At 43.4% G+C, this 14,932-nt stretch carries 10 protein-coding genes; 1 reads left to right on the top strand and 9 read right to left on the bottom strand.

Translation table 11 applies throughout. The features are described 5' to 3' along the window. Positions 1-133: 133 nt before the first annotated feature. From AC5RDS_RS01275 to fusA2, 9 genes are all read right to left on the bottom strand, one after another. Positions 134-550: a DUF2721 domain-containing protein gene (locus AC5RDS_RS01275; RefSeq protein WP_013612380.1), complete on the bottom strand. Its 417-nt coding sequence runs from the start codon at positions 548-550 to the stop codon at positions 134-136. Between the two features lie 79 nt (positions 551-629). Beyond that, complete coding sequence (gene zwf, locus AC5RDS_RS01270) at positions 630-2,093, bottom strand: glucose-6-phosphate dehydrogenase (RefSeq protein ID WP_013612381.1); 1,464 nt, start codon at positions 2,091-2,093, stop codon at positions 630-632. Between the two features lie 33 nt (positions 2,094-2,126). Next, positions 2,127-3,584: a decarboxylating NADP(+)-dependent phosphogluconate dehydrogenase gene (gene gnd / locus AC5RDS_RS01265; protein ID WP_013612382.1), complete on the bottom strand. Its 1,458-nt coding sequence runs from the start codon at positions 3,582-3,584 to the stop codon at positions 2,127-2,129. Positions 3,585-3,844: 260 nt separating this feature from the next. Further along, on the bottom strand, positions 3,845-6,436 hold the full coding sequence (clpB, locus tag AC5RDS_RS01260; RefSeq protein WP_013612383.1) for an ATP-dependent chaperone ClpB: 2,592 nt from the start codon (positions 6,434-6,436) through the stop codon (positions 3,845-3,847). 639 nt (positions 6,437-7,075) lie between these two features. After that, the gene (locus AC5RDS_RS01255) at positions 7,076-7,744 is read right to left on the bottom strand and encodes a DUF4159 domain-containing protein (RefSeq protein ID WP_013612385.1); all 669 of its coding nucleotides are present in this window, start codon (positions 7,742-7,744) and stop codon (positions 7,076-7,078) included. Positions 7,745-7,754: 10 nt separating this feature from the next. Beyond that, positions 7,755-8,459: a 16S rRNA (uracil(1498)-N(3))-methyltransferase gene (locus AC5RDS_RS01250; protein WP_013612386.1), complete on the bottom strand. Its 705-nt coding sequence runs from the start codon at positions 8,457-8,459 to the stop codon at positions 7,755-7,757. A gap of 262 nt (positions 8,460-8,721) precedes the next feature. Next, complete coding sequence (locus tag AC5RDS_RS01245) at positions 8,722-9,438, bottom strand: hypothetical protein (RefSeq protein ID WP_118107076.1); 717 nt, start codon at positions 9,436-9,438, stop codon at positions 8,722-8,724. Further along, on the bottom strand, positions 9,435-11,114 hold the full coding sequence (locus AC5RDS_RS01240) for a toll/interleukin-1 receptor domain-containing protein (protein ID WP_272054279.1): 1,680 nt from the start codon (positions 11,112-11,114) through the stop codon (positions 9,435-9,437). Before AC5RDS_RS01240 ends, AC5RDS_RS01245 begins: the two co-directional genes overlap by 4 nt. A 462-nt stretch (positions 11,115-11,576) precedes the next feature. Continuing rightward, positions 11,577-13,733, bottom strand: coding sequence for an elongation factor G2 (fusA2, locus tag AC5RDS_RS01235; protein WP_013612390.1), 2,157 nt, complete (start codon positions 13,731-13,733; stop codon positions 11,577-11,579). A gap of 332 nt (positions 13,734-14,065) precedes the next feature. Here fusA2 and AC5RDS_RS01230 point away from each other — a divergent pair, with 332 nt between their 5' ends. Further along, positions 14,066-14,773, top strand: coding sequence for a zinc metallopeptidase (locus AC5RDS_RS01230; RefSeq protein ID WP_013612391.1), 708 nt, complete (start codon positions 14,066-14,068; stop codon positions 14,771-14,773). Positions 14,774-14,932 lie beyond the last annotated feature (159 nt).

The raw sequence follows: 14,932 nt of genomic DNA, 5'->3' as shown, positions 1-14,932 counted from the left end.
ATTTGCGGGGGAATACCTAAAGATACAAAAAAGCCAACTAATTCGCAACATTTTGTGTATGAATTAGTTGGCTAATTTTATACTATTTACTGAATATCCTTCAGTAACTCAGCAACTCAGTAACTCTTTTAACTCAACAACTCTCTTCCCCCTCCTTTTTAATTTTTACATTATCCAATCGGTATTCAAGTGCCTTCACCGATATCAGTAACTCACGGATAGAGATAGCGAGAGAAATCACCAACAAGAGTAAAGCCACTCCGAAGGTATATACAGCAACCAATTGCCATCCCACATAGATAAACAGCGTACAAACCACGCACAACAGCAAGCTGGATACTCCGAAAATTTGCATCGAGCGAGCCATATACAACCTTTTCCGCAAATTGTCGATCTGCCGTTGTGCCATAGGGGTCGGATTTTGTTCGTGTTCTGTTTTCAAGCTCCTGATCACCGATGCATAAGCCAAAAAACGATTCGTATAAGCCAACATAATCAACGAAATCGCCGAGAACAAAATCGAAGGTGTCGTCAGGGTCAGTTCTTCCATAAAATTTACGGTGAAAACAGGTAAAACAGATAAAACGGGAAAACAGTTCTCTTGTTCCCGTTTTATCTATCGTTACCTTTTATAATGAATAATGCAATAACCATTTCCGTTCTTCAGGCCCATTACTACCGGCAGGATAGAAAGTTAACCCTTTGGCCGGATCTTTGGCCCATTCTTTCAGGATTGGATCGATAAAACGCCAGCTTAATTCCAGGGCATCCGTGCGGGTATACAAAGTAGAATCCCCTTGCATCGCATCCAGCAACAAACGCTCGTAAGCATTAGCAATATAGGTATTACACAACGAATCATAAGCGAAATTCATGCTCACCTGTTTAACTTCGAAGAACGATCCCGGAACTTTCAACCCGAATTTCAACGAAATACTTTCCGGCGAATCCACTTTCAGTATCAACTCATTACAAGAAGAACGGGGACAAATTCCGCTGAACAAACGATGCGGAACATTCTTGAAATGAATCACGATTTCAGACCGGGATTCTTGCATGCGTTTCCCCGTATAAAAATAGAAAGGTACCCCTCCCCAACGCCAATTATCTATAAAAAAGCGCATAGCGATATACGTCTCTGTCGTAGAATCCGCCGCAACTCCATTTTCCTCCCGGTAGCCGACCACACTCTCCTCTCCTGCTTTTCCGGCAATATACTGTCCCCGAATCACATCATTGGGTGACAGGGGATGCAAAGCCCTGAACACCTTCGCCACTTCATCGCGCATCAGGTTGGCATCGAAAGCCGAAGGAGCTTCCATAGCAACGAACCCCATCAACTGCATCAGGTGATTTTGTATCATATCCCGCAATGCTCCGGCCCCTTCATAATATTTTCCCCGGTTTTCTACCCCTAATTTTTCAGCCGCATAAATTTCGATAGAATCGATGTAATTCCGATTCCACAACGACTCGAAAATCTGGTTGGCAAACCGAAGCACGAGTATATTCTGTACCGTCTCTTTCCCCAGGAAATGATCGATCCGGTAAATATCTTCTTCGTCGAAGATCGAACACAGTTGTTTATTCAGTGCTTGTGCCGTTTCCAAACTGCTCCCGAAAGGTTTCTCGACGATAATCCGCCTCCAACCTCCTTCTTCCGACGCTTTATTCAATTTACTTTTACGCAGCGCTTCTGCAATCGGGCCATATTTTTGCGGTGGAGTCGCCAGGTAAAAAATCAGATGATCCGGAATATCTTTTGCTTTCCGTAATTCGGCAATCTTCTCAACCAGCAAATGATACTCGGCCGCTTCATCCGAATTGAATCCTAAATAATGTACCCTTTCCAGAAAAGCATCCAATTGTTTAGCTTCAGGATGTTTCCCTTTCAAAAAAGCCTTCAGATTATCTTTCTGCTGTATCCGGAATTCCTCATCCGAGAAAGGAGTCCTCGCAACACCTAAAATCACAAAATTTTCAGGCAGCATATCCCGAGCAAACAACTCATACAACGAAGGCAATAATTTACGTTTCGTCAAATCTCCGGAAGCCCCGAAAATGACCAATATTTGTCCATCTGGTTTTATCATAATCCTCGATTAATAACTTTTAAACTTCATCTACTAAGCATTATAAGTTCCTGAAACATTCCCTCCCGTTTCATTCCAATCGGTATGGAAAAATTGTCCTCTCTCCATATCTGTCCTTTCATACGTATGAGCACCGAAATAATCCCGTTGCGCCTGAATCAGATTTGCAGAAGAACGTTCTGTCCGCAAACCGTCGAAATATGTCAAAGCGGCAGCCATGCAAGGAATCGGAATGCCACTCAACAGACAGTCGGCCGTAATCTTTCTCCATGCAGGCAAAGCCTCGAGTATTCGGTTTCGGAAAAAATCGTCGAAAAGTAAGTTTTCCAAACCGGGTAAAGCGTGATAAGCCCGGGTAATTTGCTCCAGAAAAACGGAACGGATAATACAGCCCTTCCGCCAAATTTTAGCCAACATGCCGTAATCTAAATTCCATTGATAATGCTCGGAAGCTTTTTTCAACAAAGAGAATCCCTGTGCATAAGAAATCAATTTCGAAGCATATAGGGCGTGTCGCAATAAATCCGGTAAACCGGCATGTTCATGAATATCATTATTTTCACTTCGATACAGAGCCGACGCCTTCGAGCGTTCGTCGGCCATGGCCGAGAGGAAACGGGCATGTACCGCCTCTGTGATCAAAGTCAACGGATCGCTTTCCTCAAGAGCAGCTTCGGCAGTCCACTTACCGGTACCCTTTTGTCCGGCAATATCCAAAATACGATCCAGTAAATATCCTCCGTCCGTATCTCTTACCCGGCAAATATCGGCCGTAATTCCAATCAGATAACTATTGAGTTCCCCTTTATTCCATCCGGCAAAAATATCGGCAATCTCGTCATTCTCCAACTGTCCGTATTTCCGCAACATAAAATAACTCTCAGCGATCAATTGCATATCTCCGTACTCGATTCCATTATGCACCATTTTTACATAATGCCCGGCCCCACCGCTTCCTATCCATTCACAACAAGGCGTACCGTCATCCAATTTGGCAGCGATCCCCTGCAGTAAATCCTTCACCAGCGGCCAGGCTGCCGGAGAACCGCCTGGCATTACCGAGGGGCCTGTCAAAGCTCCGATTTCTCCACCCGAAATCCCCGTTCCCACATAAAGCATTCCCCGGGCCTCCACCTCTTTCACCCGCCGTTCCGTGTCCCTAAAATCGGAATTTCCTCCATCGATAATGACATCTCCCGGCTCGAGATGAGGTAACAATTCCTGAATCATCTCATCGACCGGAGCTCCGGCCCGGATCATCATCATCACCTTCCTCGGCCGCTTCAGGGAAGCAACTAACTCCGGAATCGAGTAAGTAGCGATAAAATGTTTACCTGCACCACGGCCACGAAGAAAACGATCGACCACATTTTCTTTCCCGGGATGTAAACGGTTAAATACCGAAACTGTAAATCCCTTACTCTCGAAGTTGAGTGCCAGGTTTTCCCCCATCACTGCCAGGCCGATCAAACCAATATCAGATGTATGCATATAGATAATATTTATAAGTTTATATACGATATAAATAAGATTTTTATAAATATAAAGGAAATTTGCAAATATCGCCCCTTAGAAATTAAAAAAATATTGTTAAAACTCATTTTTCCCTCAACGGCCTATCCGAATTTTACGATAAAGAAAGCCCAAGGTTACTTTCACCCCGGACCTCCGAAACAGTCCTGGCACATAAAAAAAACGGTAACAACAGTCTGTATCCAGAACCGTTGTTACCGTCTCCTTTAGCGTTACCGTTATTTATTAGTAAAGACAATATGATCGTCTTTCACATCGATTACAATCTGGTTGTCTTTGGTAATCTTTTCTGCCAGAATCTGTTTAGACAGGTCGTTCAGCAAATTCCGCTGGATCACCCGTTTCACAGGCCGGGCACCGAATTGAGGGTCATACCCTTCCTGAGCTATCCATTCCACAGCTTTATCGGTAACCTCGATGGTAATACTGTTGTTAGCCAACATCTTCTGCAATGATTTCACTTGCAAGCGGACAATATCCACAATCTCGTTCTTCTGTAAGGGGGTAAACATAATCACCTCATCGATACGGTTGAGGAACTCCGGACGTATGGTTTGTTTCAGCAATTCATATACCTCATTATTGGTAGTCTCCAATACCTGATCACGGTTCTTCTCATTCAGGTCTTTCAATCTTTCCTGAATAATATGAGCGCCGATATTCGAAGTCATGATAACAATGGTATTTTTAAAATCTACAGTACGTCCTTTATTATCGGTCAAACGACCATCGTCGAGCACTTGCAGCAGGATATTGAACACATCGGGATGTGCTTTCTCGATCTCATCCAACAGCACCACCGAATAAGGTTTCCGCCGTACTGCTTCGGTCAACTGTCCACCTTCGTCATATCCGATATATCCCGGAGGAGCTCCGATCAATCGGGATACAGAGTGTTTCTCCTGGTATTCCGACATATCGATACGGGTCATCTGCGTCTCATCGTCGAATAAAAACTCTGCCAATGCCTTCGCTAACTCGGTTTTACCCACTCCGGTAGTTCCCAGGAAGATAAATGACCCGATCGGCCGACGGGCATCCTGTAACCCTGCCCTATTTCGCCGGACAGCATCGGCCAAAGCAGCGATAGCCACTTCTTGCCCCACTACCCGCTTATGCAATTCCTCTTCCAAATGTAATAACTTCGTCCGCTCACTTTGCATCATCCGGTTGACTGGAATACCTGTCCATTTCGAAACTACAGCAGCGATATCGTCGGAGGTCACCTCTTCACGGATCAGGGATTCACCATGTTTCATATCGGCTAATTTTTTCTTAACCACCTCGATCCGTTGTTCGGCTTCCTTGATTTTACCGTAACGCAATTCGGCCACCTTACCATAGTCACCCTCCCGCTCTGCACGACTTGCTTCGAATTTATACTGTTCGATAGCATCCTTATTTTTCTGTATCTCATCAATCAGAGAACGCTCAGACTCCCATTGTGCCCTGAGTTTTGTACGTTCATCGTTCAAATCGGCCAATTCTTTCTGGATATCCGACAATTTTTTGCTGGTTCCTTCCCGTTTCAGGGCTTCCTTCTCGATTTCCAATTGCTGGATCTTCCGGTCGAGTTCATCGATTTCTTCCGGCACCGAATTCATCTCTAGCCGCAATTTGGCTGCAGCCTCATCGACCAGGTCGATAGCCTTATCCGGGAGGAAACGATCGGAAATATACCGGTGGGACAATTCCACTGAAGCGATAATCGCATCGTCGGTAATTCTCACCTTATGGTGATTTTCATATTTCTCTTTCAGCCCCCTCATAATACTGATAGCACTCATCACATCCGGTTCGTCGATCATCACCTTCTGGAAACGACGCTCCAACGCTTTGTCCTGTTCGAAATACTTCTGATATTCATTCAGGGTCGTCGCTCCGATAGCTCTCAGATCACCACGTGCCAAAGCCGGTTTCAAAATATTGGCAGCATCCATAGCACCTTCCGACTTTCCGGCTCCGACCAAAGTATGAATCTCATCGATAAATAAGATAATCTCGCCTTCGGAAGCCAGCACTTCGTTGACCACTGCCTTCAAACGCTCTTCGAATTCACCTTTATATTTAGCTCCGGCGATCAATGCACCCATATCCAGCGAAAAAATCTGTTTCGAAGCCAGATTGGAAGGGACATCCCCATTCACAATACGCTGTGCCAATCCTTCGGCAATCGCTGTTTTACCTACACCCGGTTCACCGATCAGTATCGGATTATTCTTCGTACGGCGTGATAAAATCTGCAACACCCGCCGTATCTCATCGTCCCGCCCGATCACCGGATCTAATTTACCGTTCCGTGCACGTTCGTTCAAATTTATAGCATACCGCCCCAAGGCATCATAACTCTCTTCTGCCGATTGAGAGTTGACTTTCGATCCTTTCCGAAGCTCCGCAATCGCTTCTTTGGTCTCTTTCTCTGTCAAACCGCTATCTTTCAACAATTGAGCCACCTGATCCCGGTTATCCAGTAATCCCAATAAGATGTGTTCCAGCGAAATATACTGGTCACCCATGTCTTTCGCCAAACGGGTCGCCTTCTCCAGCGCTTTGTTACTATCCGGCGATAAGTATACTTCTCCGCCCGAAACCCTGGGATAGCTATCGATAATCCGGTCGAGTGCCGATAACAGATTATGGCTATTGACGCCCAGTTTATTGAAAATAAAATGAGTAACATTCTCACCGACATTGATCACGGCTTTCAATAAATGCCCGGTCTCGATGGCCTGTTGCCCTTTACTCTGCGCAAGCTGCACTGCATTTTGCAAAGCCTCCTGCGACTTGATCGTATAATTATTTGTATTCATTGTCTATCTCTCCTTTCACTTATAGAGGATTACAAATCTTATACCGATTCTCCGAATGAAAGGTTTCAGCAAATTTTTTATCATTATTTTGTCAAATTGACACAATCAATGCAAATATTCAAGACAAAACGACAGCCTTTAAACCAATAGAACAAAATGACCGGCCTACTGTCTTCCTTGATCCGGCCCGACAATTTATCCGGGTTTTATACTGTCAGACCGGGTCCCCGAACACGAACACCTCCGCCTAACGTTATTACTGAATCGTAGATTAGTCTTGATTTAAGAAAGATTATTCTCACTGGAAATAATCCGGAGAGTCCAACTTTCTATTGCTGCAAATTTCCGCTTATATTTTCTTGGCCGATTAGCTCTGCCGTGAAATGAAGGGTTTTATGCCGGAAGACCATTCCTTGCAAGTCTCCCAAAACAAAATAATCCCGATAAAGTAAAGACAAGTCCTTTACATTATTCCTCCAATATACACGCATCTCCTATAATCGTTACCGCAATCTCAAAACCAGTAGTAAAATAACGCGACTGTCCGTCTCCGACATACACTTACATCCTGCCCGCCGAATACCGGAAAAATTTACTGAAAGAACCCGAAGAATAATTATCTCTTATTTTAACCTTTTTTCAGTTGGAAAACACATAAGAAATAATATTCGCCCCCATCCGCAAGGCTTCCTGCCGCCTGTTTTCAGGATCGTTATGCACTTCAGGGTCTTCCCAGCCATCTCCCAGGTCGGTTTCGAGAGTAAATAAAACCACCAATCTTCCCTCTTTTACGATGCCCAAAGCTTGCGGCCGTTTCGCATCGTGCTCATGAATTTTGGGCAATCCCTGCGAAAATTTATATTTCTGATTAAAAATCGGATGTTCCCAGGGAATCTCAACCAATTCATCCTCAGGAAACACTTTTTTCATTTCCCGCCGGAAGGCCTGAGCCAACCCATAATTATCGTCTGCATGTAAAAAACCACCCCCCAACAAATACTCCCGGAGATTATGGGCTTCCACCTCTGTAAAAACAACATTTCCATGCCCCGTCATATGCACATAGGGATAATTGAAAATATCCCGGCTTCCCGGTTCGACAGTGGCCGGCTCTTTAGCCAGATCCGTTCCTAATTTATCGTTACAGAAACGGATCAGATTAGGCAGAGAAGTCGGATTGGCATACCAATCGCCTCCTCCTTTATATTTCAACAGAGCCAGTTTCGTTTTAGTTTCCTGGCTCCACAACCAGCGAGGCACAAACACAAACAAAACGATCAAAAACACCACTTTCCAAAGATGCTCCATATGTTCAGATTTAAACGCGATTCATAAAATCGATACTATGGCAAGCCACAATCCCCGCCGTCTCAGTCCGCAACCGGCTCGTCCCTAAAGTCACAGGCACAAAACCGTGGTGCCGGGCCAATACCACTTCTTCTTCCGAAAAATCTCCTTCAGGTCCGATCAGTATAACCACATCTTCCCCCGGCCGATACACTTCATCCAAGCGTTTTTTATCCCCTTCATTACAGTGGGCGATAAATTTATGGGGCTCCCGGCAAGAAGTAACCAACTGCCGGAAATCGGTCATCGGATTCAGCCGGGGCAAATAGGCTTTCAAAGACTGTTTCATCGCCGCCACAATCACTTTTTCCAGCCGTTCTTCTTTCACAACCTTCCGTTCGGAATGAGCTGCATGCAATAAGGTAATCTCATCGATCCCCATCTCGGTACATTTTTCCAGCATCCATTCGATGCGGTCTATATTCTTCGTCGGAGCAACAGCCAAATGCAGGTGAAAATTGCGCCGGCCGTATAGTTCCCGCCGATCCGTAATCCTGATTTCACATCCCCGCACTTCCGCCCGTTCGATAACTCCCTCATACCAAGTTCCTTTCCCATCCACCAACGAAACCGCTTCTCCGGCCCCCAACCTCAATACCCGTACACAATGTCTGGATTCATCCGCATTCAACGTATAAATATCCCCTTCGATATCCGGCGTATAAAATAAATGCATAACAACGATTAAATTTATCCGACAAAACTACATGTTTTCAACCATCAAACAAATTCTTACCAACCTGAATATTGAATTAATTTCATTGTATTATTTCATTCACATGAAGCGATTTTTTCATCGTTTCATGATTATTTTCGTCAAATACTCTGACTGTCGAATTACCTGTACGATCATACTCTACCGTCATTCTTGCAAATCCATATCCACCTTTACATAACTTATTTTCAGTATCTAAATATTTCTTTTCTATTATTCTACCTCAATCGTCAAACTCAGTCTTCTCCATAAAATAACCGTTCACCAAACAGGGCTTTTCGGCTATATCCCAAAAAGCGACCTCGGTAATCATCCCTTTTTCATTATATTTTTGGGAAATAGCAGTAAAACCGCCGGTATTTATACAGGGTTTATCGTCCGTACCGAAATACACCTGTTTTACCACATTCCCCCGGTCGTCGTACTGAAAAGACAACTTTGCATAACCATCTTTCAGCAGACAGGGTCTATCATTTTCATCCCGATAAGCCACTTCGGTACAATTTCCGCGGGGATCGTATTTTTCAAGCACTTTTGCATAGCCACCTGTACGCATACACAACTTATTATTCACATCAAAGTAAGCCGTTTCTTCCCGAAAACCACGCTCATCATACTTAAAATTCAACTTGGCGAAACCTTCCTTATTCAGACCTAACCTACCATCCGTCCCCCAATAAGTCATCTCCGTTACATTTCCCCAACTATCACATACAGCAGTCATTTTAGCTGCCCCCTGGGCATTTAAACAGGGGTTTCCTTCCGTATCGGAAGTAGCTTCCTCTATCTTATTTCCCCGTTCGTCATACCTCATCACACACCGGGCCACTCCACTCGAATCGGTACATGGTTTTCCATCCACCCCCAAAAACAGAATCTCCGTTACATTTCCCCACTCATCGTATCCATAAGAAACTTTCGCATATCCTTTATTATTCAAACAGGGTTTTTTAATTTATTAAAACACAAATTACCGTCTGTCCCATAATTTGCCGTTTCGATGATTCTTCCTTGCTTATTGTACTTTGCAACACATCTTGCCACCCCTTCCCGTCCCCAGGCAAGCTGACCGTCTTTATCAAAAATCGATTCGGTAATACTATTCCCATGTTCATCGTATTCTTTCCCGATTATTCCCCCACCATTACTTAACGGACAAACCTTTTGGTCTATTCCCAGATATACACCTTTTACAATATTACCGTTCTCATCACATTTTCTGGTATAAGTCGCCCACCGCTGTTCATTCAAAACAGGATTACCTGCCGGATCGAGATAAGCGATTACCGAAATATTACCATATTCGTCATAATTATATTTCTTAGAAGCTATCCCCATATTATTGGGAAAGTTAAAACCTTCAAACCCGATAAATCTGACCAACCGGGGCCTTCCGATAGAATCCAGGACATAATCAAAGCCATAAATTCCCTTTGCATCACAAGCAGCGATATCGTCGTTACCGTTATATTTTTTAAATAACTTACGTATAATGAAACCTTGCCGGTCCCTGATTAAACGATACCGCCGGATTTCAGATTTCGAATTACTAAACATACTTTCAAATGCATTCGAAGTGATAGAAGTAAAAGAACTTGTAAGTCCGATACCCATTCCCTTATCCAATGATTTCAGATCTACATATTGCAAACTGTCCCCGGCAATATAGGCAACAATCAAAGGCTTTTGTTTGGAATTTTGATATTCAATCTCAATGACAGATTGTCCCCGTCTATCTTTTCGGCTTTCTATCTGTTGAATAGAAGAACGATCGACATATTCACTAAAATTGTGCTCTATAGGAAAACCGGCAGAATTGGCAAAAACAACTCTTTTCAGCGTGCCCTTTCCTTTCCCCAATATACTACGGTGGGTATATTCGAAACGATAATGTGTACTTCTTTTTTTTACCTGTTCCGCACTTAACTCAACCACCCCTTCCGGTATTCCCCATCTATCCACATAATCAGCAAAATATTCATTTTTAGTCCGGTAATAGTCCCACAAGATGAATAAAACGAATAAGAATAAAACAACTCCGATTCCTGTACTCCATTTACGAATCCTCAGAATACGTTCATAAGGCTGCCATAAGGTATTGAACTTTATATCCAACAAACGGGCGACAACGCGGATAAAAGCCCTTTTTTTCTTCATCGCAAATGAACCGATCCCTTCTTCCCTGACATTTATAGCCAATAATTCTTCCTGGCTTATCGCCTTTATCTGTTCATGGATACATTCTGTCTCGATGTCATTACTGTAGGGAATCCCTGAAACGACAAAAGGGATGATCTTATCTGCTCCGTGAAGTGTAGCGAAATATTTCACTTCCTTTCCGACCCAGGGCGAACGCGCTGCTTCAGGTGAACATATCACAATAAGATAATGTGAACGCTCGAGTTCATGTCTTATATTTTCTTCCAGTCTCCCACTGTCGAGATCCGTATTATCCCTGAAAACAGGCCATACTTTTTTAGGCAACCGGGTGATTTGTCTACATAATTTCGAAGGTAACTTATACCATCTTAACCGATCCTGTAACCATTTAGCCCATTTCTCATCTTCCCGTTTATAGCTGATAAAAGCGTAATATTGAAATTGCTGTTCCATCATCCACGAATTAATTCAACTATCCCTATCCTTACAATTCACCACAAACAAAATTAAAAAATACATTATTCCATTAGCCATTTACCTGTTTTTTATTCATTTTTTAAACAATTCCTCCCTAACCCACTTCACTATCCAAATAATAAGAACAGACAATTTTAAACTACTTGGCAAATAAAATACAATAATCTGCAAATATTATCCATAGTAAAAGCTCTTAAAACGTTTTAGATATGTAACATGACGTCCATAAATTAATTTCGCATCTATATACTTTAATGTACCAAAGTTGATTTGCAAATTGCATTAAAAAATGTCAGCCTACGGCGAATAGGCTGACATTAAGCTGAATTACATTAAAGTTGAACTAAAATAGCCAATCGAACAAACAATGTATAAGATGTTTAAACAAATATGCAAAATCATTTAGCAACAACCTTTCCTTTCCGTATAATTCACCAAAAATTATTCATCGTCATCTGTTTCCTGATAAGCTTTCAACAATTCCTCCTGTACTTCAGACGGTACTTTTTCATAGCCTGCAAAATTCATTGTGAAAGTGGCCCGTCCACCGGTAATGGAACTCAGAGCAGTAGAATAACGCTGCATTTCCTTCAACGGCACTTTGGCTTTGATCTTCTGAAAACCGCTATCGGCATCCATCCCCATAATCATAGCCCGGCGGGTTTGCAAATCACCCATCACATCTCCCATATCTTCATCGGGCACCAGCACTTCGACATCATAAATCGGTTCCAGAATCTTCGGATTGGCTTTCCGGAAAGCCTCGCTAAAGGCATGACGTCCTGCCAAACGGAAAGAAATTTCATTGGAATCTACCGGGTGCATCTTACCATCGTAAATACATACGCGAATATCCCGGGCATACGAACCCGTCAACGGCCCTTCTTCCATTTTTTCCATAATACCTTTCAGAATAGCCGGCATAAAACGGGCTTCGATCACTCCACCTACAATACAGTTGTAAAACACCAGTTTACCTCCCCACGGCAAATCATATTCTTCTTTTCCTTTGATCGACATCTTGCTGTCCACACCACCGATCTTATAAGTCGTCGGCTCGGGCATTCCTTCTTCATAGGGTTCGATGACCATATGTACTTCCCCGAATTGTCCGGCTCCTCCGGATTGCTTCTTATGCCGGTAATCGGCCTGGGCATATTTCGTAATGGTTTCCCGATAAGGAATCTTCGGAGCATAAAATTCAATTTGAATCTTATCGTTGTGTTCGATCCGCCATTTCATCGTATTCAAATGAAATTCTCCCTGGCCCGAAAGGATCATTTGCTTCAATTCTTTGGAGTATTCCACCAACAAAGAAGGATCCTCTTCGTGCATCCGATAAAGCACTTCGGCCATTTTCTCCTCGTCGCCCTTATTCACTGCCCGGACAGCTGTACGGAAACGGGAATTCGGATATTTGATTCCGGGAAATACATAATCACAATCTTTCTCATTCAGGGTATCCCCGTTTCTCGTTCCTTTCAGTTTCACGGTCGCTCCGAGGTCACCGGCCCGGAGTTCCGTCACTTTCGTCCGGTTTTTACCGGCTACAGCATACAACTGTGCAATACGTTCTTTAGTACCGGTAGTCATATTGATCAAATCATCCCCTTCTTTCACCGTACCGGAAACAACTTTAAAATAGTTGATATCTCCCAGATGCTGCTCGATAGTCGTACTGAATACAAAAGCCGAAGCCGGGCCGTTCACTTCATAAGGCACCAGACGACCGTCTTTCGTAAGCATTCCCGGCATGGCAGCCGCACTCGGAGCCACGTTCACCAGGAATTCCATAAAACGCCGTACACACATATCTTTTTCGGCCGACACACAGAACACAGGGAACATATCACGGGCGATCAACCCTTTCCGGATACCGGCGCGCATTTCGTCTTCCGACAAGCTCCCTTTCTCAAAATAAAGCTCCATCAACCCTTCATCGTTTTCGGCAGCCGCCTCGATCAGGGCATTATGCAATTCGTCGGCTTTCTCTTTCTCCGACTCCGGGATCGGCAACACATCGGGTTTACCCCCCTCCGGTTTCCACTGATACATCTCCATTTTCAGGACATCCACCACCTGATTGAAACCGAGCCCCTGATTGACCGGATATTGTACCAGTACCACTTTCTTTCCGAAAGAAGCCTGTGCATGTTCAAGCGTTTGTTCGAAATTAGCTTTTTCATGATCCAGCTGGTTGATGACAAAAATCATCGGTTTATTTAAATTCCGGACATGCCGGCTAATAATTTCGGTCCCTACTTCAACACCCTTGACAGCATTGACAACCATCACCGCCGTGTCGGCTACATTCAGCGCAGAGATAACTCCACCGACAAAATCATCAGCCCCCGGAGTATCGATAAAGTTCAGTTTCTGATCTTTCCATTCGGTATATAATACTGCCGGAAAAACAGAAGAACCATACTCCTGCTCCACAGGCCTATAGTCAGAGGAAGTGTTTTTAGCACTTACGCTACCTCTGCGCGGGATGACCCCGCCCTCATACATCATCGCTTCAGCAAGTGTGGTCTTACCGGAACCAGCACTGCCTACAAGAGCGATATTCTTGATTTCATTCGGATTGTAGGTTTTCATGGTAATTAATTTTAGGTTATTCGTCAAAAATGTCGACTCAATCGTTTTAAATCGGTTCACAAATTAAACAGAATTTTTCTAAAATCAAAGAAACCCTGGTTCAAATTTAACAAAATCAACTTTTCCTTAGTTAAAATAACCATTGTTATTTCTTCCTTTTTTCCGGCTAAAAAACGAGATAAGAAATGTACCGTGTCTGTATACGATTTTGTCAGTATTTGTTAATTATTAAAAAACAAATGCAGGAAAAGCGATATCAGGCGTATACAATAAAAACTTTGGCGCATTTTTTGCACAGAAGAAAAAGATAAATATCAATCGATAAATAAAAAATGGAAAATACAACAATGTTTGGAGGTAGTCTTTGGATATGGGTTATATTCATCGGCTTCACAGTTATTAGCTGGCTGATCAGTCATCAACTGAAAAGCCGGTTTCAGAAATATTCGAAAATACCCACAGCAAACGGTATGACCGGAAGAGATGTAGTGGAAAAAATGTTGCGGGATAATGGAGTGACAGGCGTTAAAATCGGTTCTGTGGAAGGGATGCTGACCGATCACTACAATCCGGTGAATAAAACCATCAACCTCAGCCGGGATGTCTATTACGGAAACAGTATCGCCGCTGCAGCCGTAGCTGCCCACGAAACGGGCCACGCCCTGCAGCACGCCAAAGGATACAGTATGCTTAAGCTACGGTCAACGTTGGTGCCGGCAGTAGAGTTCGCTTCCCATTGGGTACAATGGATTTTGCTGGCCGGTATCCTGATGGTGAACAGTTTTCCGGGACTATTGCTGGTCGGGATCGGGCTTTTTGCCATTATGACCTTATTCAGTTTCGTTACCTTACCGGTAGAGATCGATGCCAGTCACCGCGCATTAGCCTGGCTGCGCAATTCCGGAATCACGGATTATCAAACCCAGGGATATGCTTTCGATGCTTTGAAATGGGCAGCCTATACTTATGTGATTGCAGCTCTCTCTTCACTGGCCACCTTGCTTTATTACATCATGATCTATTTAAACAGAAGAGATTGACCAATTGCTTCATGCGACAATTTTATCAAGATTAATTCCCAATAGCAAAAACGGGATCCAATAAAACGGATCTCGTTTTTTTTGTTGAATATCAGCAAGAAGCTTCTGTTATACCTAGCTAACCGTATATTTACATTAAAAAAATAAAAAAATCTGCTA

It is taken from the genome of Odoribacter sp. (genome assembly GCF_985060555.1).
Note: the sequence above shows the minus strand (reverse complement) of the source record. Positions and strands in the feature narration are given on the sequence as shown.